This window comes from Streptomyces sp. NPDC002092, assembly GCF_053593775.1.
The window spans coordinates 23,111-30,190 of the sequence record NZ_JBSFDG010000041.1 but is presented as its reverse complement, the minus strand read 5'-3'; the positions used below and the strand labels follow the sequence as shown (position 1 = coordinate 30,190).

4 protein-coding genes are annotated in these 7,080 nt (G+C 71.0%); 3 read left to right on the top strand and 1 reads right to left on the bottom strand.

The window, feature by feature from the left end; translation table 11 throughout:
* Window positions 1-121: 121 nt before the first annotated feature.
* Both ACWCRD_RS44275 and ACWCRD_RS44270 read left to right on the top strand, forming a co-directional pair.
* A complete protein-coding gene (locus ACWCRD_RS44275) occupies window positions 122-592 on the top strand; it encodes an AfsR/SARP family transcriptional regulator (protein ID WP_450971348.1) in 471 nt (156 codons plus the stop codon).
* Between the two features lie 2 nt (window positions 593-594).
* On the top strand, window positions 595-1,368 hold the full coding sequence (locus ACWCRD_RS44270) for a thioesterase II family protein (RefSeq protein WP_450971347.1): 774 nt from the start codon (window positions 595-597) through the stop codon (window positions 1,366-1,368).
* A 10-nt stretch (window positions 1,369-1,378) separates the two neighbouring features.
* On the opposite strand, the gene ACWCRD_RS44265 is transcribed toward ACWCRD_RS44270, so the two are convergent.
* A complete protein-coding gene (locus ACWCRD_RS44265) occupies window positions 1,379-4,108 on the bottom strand; it encodes an ATP-binding protein (RefSeq protein WP_450971346.1) in 2,730 nt (909 codons plus the stop codon).
* A gap of 306 nt (window positions 4,109-4,414) precedes the next feature.
* On the opposite strand from ACWCRD_RS44265, the gene ACWCRD_RS44260 reads away from it, so the two are divergent.
* Window positions 4,415-7,057: a DUF6531 domain-containing protein gene (locus tag ACWCRD_RS44260; RefSeq protein WP_450971345.1), complete on the top strand. Its 2,643-nt coding sequence runs from the start codon at window positions 4,415-4,417 to the stop codon at window positions 7,055-7,057.
* Window positions 7,058-7,080 lie beyond the last annotated feature (23 nt).

The window sequence follows — 7,080 nt, the reverse complement described above, 5'->3', positions numbered from 1 at the left end:
GCTACCTCACCCCGCTGGAGACCCGGCAGCGACACGAGCAGGAACACGCCCTCGCAGCGTAAGCATCGAGTGTCCAGCATCACGGGGGAACTTCATCGTCCTCGACGATGCCGGCTACGACGTGACGGACTTCCAGGAGCTGATCCGCACGGGCCGCAACCATCAGCTTGCCGGGCATCATGAAGCGGCGCTGGAGGCGTTCGAGCTGGCACTGCTGCTGGTCCGCGGTCCGGTTCTCGACGGCATGGCCGAGGGCCCGGCACTCTCCGCGTTCAGTACGTGGGTGGAGGCAGAACAGCTGGACTGTCTGGAACTGTCCGTCGAGTCCCGTACCGCGCTGGGCCGGCACCGGGAGGTGATCAGCCTGCTCGACGGGCTGATCACGCAGTATCCGTTCCGGGAGTCGTTCTACCGGCAGCTCATGCTGGTGCTGTACCGCTCCGAGCGGCAGGCCGAGGCCCTGCGCGTCTACCGGCGTGCGCAACAGGTGCTGCGCGCCGAGCTGGGCCTGGAGCCGTGCCGGTCGTTGCGTCGGCTGCACCAGGCGATCCTCGCCTCCGACCGGCTCCTCGACCTGCCCATGGCGGTCTGACCATGCGGCGCGCGGACCGCGAGGTCTGGCTCAGAAGCTTCCATCCGAGCCCCGACGCCGCCTCGGAACTCGTCTGCTTCCCCCACGCGGGCGGCTCGGCAGCCGCCTGGCACGGCCTGTCCGCTGCCCTTTCCCCGGAGGTCGAGGTGCTGGCGGTCCAGTACCCCGGGCGGCACGACCGTCATCGCGAGGCTCCGGTCGGCGACCTGCACACGCTCGCCGACCGGATTTGCGAGGCGCTGGGCCCTGCGGATCGCCCCAGGGCCTTTCTCGGTCACAGCATGGGGGCGTCGCTCGCCTACGAGGCCGCCGTACGCCTCGCCGCCGGTTCAGTGGACGGCCCCACCGCGCTGGTCGTGTCGGGACGCCGCGCGCCCTCCCGGCCCAGATCCACGGGGGACCGGCTGATGGACGACGGCGCCCTCGTCGCCAAGATGCGGGCCCTGGGCGGCACCGGAGCGGCGCTGCTGGACGACGAGGAGATGCTCGGCATGATCCTGCCCGCGCTGCGCGGCGACTACCGCGCCCTCGCCTCCTACGAACCCACGCCGGGCAGACGACTGTCCTGTCCGGTGCTGGCCCTCACCGGCGACCAGGACACCGAGGCGTCCGTCCAGGACGTGGCGGCCTGGCAGCACCACACATCGGGCCGTTTCCGACTGCGTGTGTTCGAAGGCGGCCACTTCTTTCTGACCGACCATCTGGCGGCCGTGGCCGACCTCGTCCGTGCCTTGTCACCGGCAGGCGTATGGCCCTCCGGTTCCGTGACCGCCTGAAGCGTCGGCCTCAGCCCGACAAGGCCACGATCCGGGCCAGTTCGGCTCGTGAGTTGACACCCAGCTTGCTGTAGATCCGGGTGAGATGGGCGTCCACGGTCCGGGGACTCACGCGCAGCTCGTCCGCGATCTCCCGCGACTTGCGACCCTCCCCGGCGAGCTCCGCCACCTCGCGCTCGCGCAGGGTGAGTTCGGCGAGCAGATGCTCGGTCCGTGTCCCGGTGCTGCGATCGGCCGCACGCGCCAGCTCCTTGGCGCGTGCTGCCGTCGGGCTGTTGCCGCCGAAGAGCTCGAACGCTTCCCGGTAGCGCTGTGCGGCCTCCTTGGTGAGTCCCTGGCTCATCAGCGCGTGGCCGTGGGCCAGCATGGCGTGTCCCTGCTGCTCTGCGAGGCCGACTGCTGTCGCGGCCTCCGTCGCGTGATCGGCCCACTCCTGGATGCTGTCCGTGTCCATGCCGCTCTGCACAGCTGCGGCGGCCAGCAACTCGTACCCTCGTGCCGCGAGGACGGCGACGGGCTCGGAGACCCGCCAGGCCTCCTTCCTGGGCAGGAGCAGGGCCAGCGCCGAAGGCCCGTCGCCCGCCGTCAGATAGGACTCGGCCATCAGGAGCGCGTTGAGGGGCGTGCGCGACGCGGCGAGCGGCTCACCGGTCGGCGGACGGCGTGCCGTCCGGGTGGCCGTGCGGCCCAGCTGTGCCCAGGCGGCCGCGGTGATCGCGTCCGAGAGACCGACGTGATCGGCGCGTCCGGCGGCCTTGGCCAGCACTCTGCCCTCCTGAGCTGTGTGCAGCGCGTCGGCCATGTGCCCCGCCTGGTAGTGCGCGTACGCGAGAGTGTCGAGGAGCGGTGGCAGGAGGTAGGCGTCCCCCCGTTCCCGTACAGCGCTCAGTGCGCGCTCTCCGTGTCCGCACGCGCGGTCGTACCAGCCCATGAGCGCTTCGGACCAGCTGAGGACGAGCAGGTAGACGGACTCCTGGTCGCCGGCCGGCCCGCCGTCGTCGAGTTCGTCGAACACCTGCGCACTGGCGTTCAGCGCCTGCTCAGCAGAGCAGGTGTCACCGGCGAGGACGGCGCACAGACCGCGCAGCGCGAAGCCCCCCGCCATGGTGTCGGGGGCCGCACCGGCGGTCTGCCGTACCAGCGCCTCCGCGTCGGCCCGGGCCGGTACCTGCCCCGACAGGACCTTGACCACCTGTTGTTGGACATGAAGGAGGGCGGTGGCGTCGCGGTCCATGGCTGTGTCCGAGCCGAGTTCCGCTCCGATGAAGGCCTGGGCCTCCTCGTCCCGGCCAAGCGCGGCCAGCACGCCGGACAGTAGGGTCACGGCGGCAAGCCGGGGGGTGTCACCGTTCGGACCGGCCGGGATGTCCCGGGCCAGGGCGAGGACCCCCTCGGCGTCGCCGTCTGCGGTGAGGGCCAGCACGACCGACCGCCACAGTTCGAGGCCGATCGCCTCGCCCCCAGGGCTCGGACGCGCGGTGCGGCGCACCCGCAGGGCGACCGTCAGCCTGCGCGCGGCGTCCGCGGAGTTGCCCAGATGCAGTGCCGTACGCGTGGCGGTCGCGAGCACCCTCAGGTCCGATGCCCCGGCCGTGGATCCGGAGCGTGCGATGTGCGGGGCGAGTTCGGTGGCTGGTACGCCCAGTGCGGAGAGCCTGCTGAGCGCCCTGCGGTGGGCGCCGGCCCGCCAGCAGGCGTCCGCCGCCGTGTACAGGCAGTTCCTCAGCAGCGGGTGACGAAAGGACAGCAGGCCCGGGCCCCCCGCTGGCCGTATCAGGTCGCGCTGCCGCAGTGCGCCGAGGACCGAGCAGGCCTGGTCACGGCTGATTCCGGCGACCTCGGCGACGGAGTCCACGTCGAAGGGGTCGCCGAGGACCGCTGCCGCGTTGGCGACGGTGCGCGCCTTGTCGTCGAGAAGGGTGGTCTCGGCGAGCAGCCGTGCGCCGAACCCGGCGCGGGTCCAGATGTCCAGCGGGTCGTCCGACCGGCGTGCCGATGCCAGGGCCGAGAGGTAGAGGGGGTTGCCACAGCTCTGTTCCTGCAATGCGGCGAGAGCCGGGTCGTCGGGCGTCGTGTGGAGCAGTTCGGCGCTCTGTTCGAGAGAGAGAGCGGGCAGTTCGATGGACCGGATGGCGCCTTGTTCCATGCCGTGTCGCAGCGCCGCCCGTAATTCGACCGGCGCCTGCCTCGGCCGGTGTGCGACGACGAGACCAAGGCCTCCCTCGACCGGCCAGCGCACCAGCATGTCCAGGAGCTCGGCCGAGCAGGGGTCGGCCCAGTGGCAGTCGTCGAGAGCAATCAGCATCCCGCCGTTCGCCTGGGCCAGGCAGTCCGCCAGGAGCCGACGCAGTTCGGCGTAGAAGTTGCAGCGTCGGGTGAAGTCGTTCGCGTCCTCGGCCGTGGGACCGGCCGCCAGAGCCGTGATCAGCGCGGCGGCCTGGGGGACCTCCGCTCCCGAGCCGTCCTGCGCCCGCCAGGTGGTGAGCGCCTGGATGAAGGGGTGGAACGGCACACCCCGTTCGGCCTCCGCACAGCGGCCGCGCAGCACTGTCAACCCCTGCCCCACCGCCCGGTGGGCGACGGCGGTGAGCAACCGGGTCTTGCCGGCTCCCGGATCGCCTGCCAGCTCAATCGCCATGGAGCCCCCGGCGCTCGCCGCCTCGACCGCGCGCAGAAGTCCGTGCAGTTCTTCGCTGCGAACCGTGCTGTGTTCAACCGTTCCGATACTGGTGACGGTCATCCGTCAAGTCCCTTTCCCCCGGTTTCGGTTCCCTCGTCCCCGCGCCTGGCCAGACCGGGAAGAGCGGTGGCCCGCCTTCAGCGTAAGAGAGCCCGGGAGAGGCCAGCCGGCCTGTAACAGAAGGTTCATCAAGCACCCATCGGTCTTTCAGCAGCCAGCGGAGCCCACCCGCTTGGGCGAGTTGGCCGGAAAAGATCGGCGGCGCGTGAGCCTTAGCGGTGCTTTAGAGAGGCGGCCGAGCCTGGTGCTCCGCCGGTGGCCCCGCATCCGGTGAGCGTCGTCCCGCATACGAACGAGGAGCCGCCCGTGCCCGCACCCGACCACGTGCCCGCTCTCCGCCTCCCTCCGTCCCGTTCACGGTCGTGGTTGTCCGGGACCCGGCGCATCCCGATCGGTGATCTCACGGAGATCCTGGTCGACCTGGCCGAGGGTGAGTTGATCGTCCGTCAGCTCGACCTGGTGGTCGCCGGCGCCCACCGTCATCTGCGCCTGGTCCGCGAGTACCGCAGTCTCCGGCGGAGCGAGGAAGGCTTCGGCCCGGGCTGGACGTTCTCCACGGGCCTGGAACAGGCACCCGACCTCTCCTCGGAACCCCTGACCGTCACGGACGGCCAAGGACGGGTCACCGTGCTGCACCGTGACCGTGAGGGGCGGATCGTCAAGACGCTCGACCCGCTCGGCGCGGAGGCGGCGTCGTACGCGTACGACACCGTGGGTCGGCTCGTGCGGCACAGCCATGCCTCCGGACTGGTCACGGAGTTCGTGTGGGACGCCGAGGACCGGCTGGCGGCCCTGACCGTCGCGAACAGCGAGACCCTTCGGTTCTCCTATGACGGCATGTACGCGATCTCCGAGATCGACTGGACGGGCCCCGGGCGCAGGCTGCGTCTCGACTTCTCCTACGGTGACGGACATACGGTCGTCGTGGGCCCCGAGGGCCGCCGTACGATTCACTCCTTCGACGCTCAGCGCCGACCGATCGCCGTGACCGATCCGCTCGGCAACGAGATCCGGCAGGGCTGGGATGCGGACGGCAACCCGGTGTCGCTCACCGACGCGCTGGGCGCGGTTCTCACCCGGACCTATGACCACGAAGGCCGTCCCACCGGCCTGATCCTGCCGACCTCGGCGCGCTCCATCCTGGTCTACGGCGATCCGGCTCATCCCGGCCTGCCCACCGTGCTGCGCGACCCGGCAGGCAACGAACTGCTCCTCGCCTACGACGGCGCCGGCCGGCTGCGGGAGACCCGGACGCCCGGCCGGGACGGCGTCCTGGACACACGGACCTACCATCCGGGGAACGGCAGACTCGCGACTCTGGTCGACGGCAACGGCGCCGTCACCGCCTTCGTCCACGACGCGGACGGCAACCTGACCGAAGTCGTCCCGCCCGCCCCCCTCGGCCGGACCGTGTTCCGCTACGACGAGCTGTCCCGGATCACCCAGGTGATCAGCGGCAACGGCCGGCGCACCGGATACCGTACGGATCCGGCGGGCCGGCTCGCCGAGGTCACTGACGAGGGCTCGGGACGAACCCTGATCTCGCTCTCCTATGACGAACTGGGGCAGGTGGTCCGTAAGTCGGGCCCCGGATGGTCGTACGACTTCGGCTGGACGAGCACGGCGGGCGGCAGCCGGCTGGTGTCGGCAACGCGTACGGCCGGGGCGGAACGGGAGGAGGTCCGTGCCGCCTATGACGAGGAAGGCGCGATCACCTCTCTGGCGACCGCCGCGGGGACGACGCGCTACACCTACGACGCCGCTGGTCGCCCGACGTCCGTCGTGACACCGGCGGGCCGTACGGCACGGCTCACCCATGACGCGGCCGGCCGGCTCACCGGTGTGGACTTCGGCCGGGGCACGCAGGAGATCGGCTACGACGCCTCCGGCCGCAGGACCGCGCTCACGGTCCGGGATGCGGCGGGCCACAGACTGCTCGGCCTCGAGTACGGCTATGCCTCGGGCGGCGGCGCGGACACCGACGTCCTGCGCTCGACGGTGCTCGACGGCGAGTTCACCGGCTTCGCCTACGACGGGCTGAAACGGCTGGCACGCGCCGGGGACACCGTGTTCGCGTACGACGACGCCCACCACCTCGTGCGTCTGGGAGACGTCCGGTTCACGCTCAACGCGGCAGGCCAGGTCACGCTGTTCGGCGAGACGGTGTTCGTGTACGACGGCGCCGGCAACTTCACTGAGGAGACCAACCCCACCGGGTCGTTCACCTACAGCGCCACCCACCAGACGCTGACCGGGGTGTTCGGCGGTCGGCAGGTCGTCGACATCGAGTACGACGGGCTGGGGCAGGAACTGCCCCGACGTATCACCGAGACCACCGTCGACGACCGGACCGTCACCCATGTGCTGACCCACGGCCCGCTGGGCATCACACGCGTCACCGACGACGGCGTGCCGACCGACTTCGTGCGCGCGCCGGACGGCACCCTGCTCGCCGTCCTCACCTCGGACGGACGGCACTACTGGGCGGTCACCGACCAACAGGGTTCGGTGCTGGCACTGCTGGACGAGGAGGGCGGGCTCGCGGCTCGCTACCGGTACACGCCGCACGGGGCGGTGACGGTGTCGGGAGACGCCGCCGGGGTCAATCCGTTCCGCTACCGAGGCGCCTACCAGCTGCTGCGCAGCGCGCAGGTGCTCGACCACCACCTCTACAACGGCTTCTGGGGCCGCTTCACACAACCGGATCCGACGGGCCGCCAGTACTCGCCGTACACGTTTGCCGACAACGACCCGGTGAACAGCGGTACTTGGACCCGGCACGACTTCTGGTCGGTGCTCGCCCGCCCCCATGAACCGGCTGCCGAGGTGTTCCTGCCCGGACCGGACACACGCGAGGAGCCCGACGTGCTCACCGGGGCCGGCCCGACGCCGGACCGGCCTCCCCTGATGGCCGGGGCACCGCCGTCCCGGACCGTGCACCACCCCTGATTCGAACGACCTTAGGGAGAGGA

Coding starts and splice junctions, on each gene's coding strand:
- ACWCRD_RS44270 (WP_450971347.1), top strand. CDS start 595: ATGCGGCGCGCGGACCGCGAGGTCTGGCTCAGAAGCTTCCATCCGAGC.
- ACWCRD_RS44265 (WP_450971346.1), bottom strand. CDS start 4,108: ATGACCGTCACCAGTATCGGAACGGTTGAACACAGCACGGTTCGCAGC.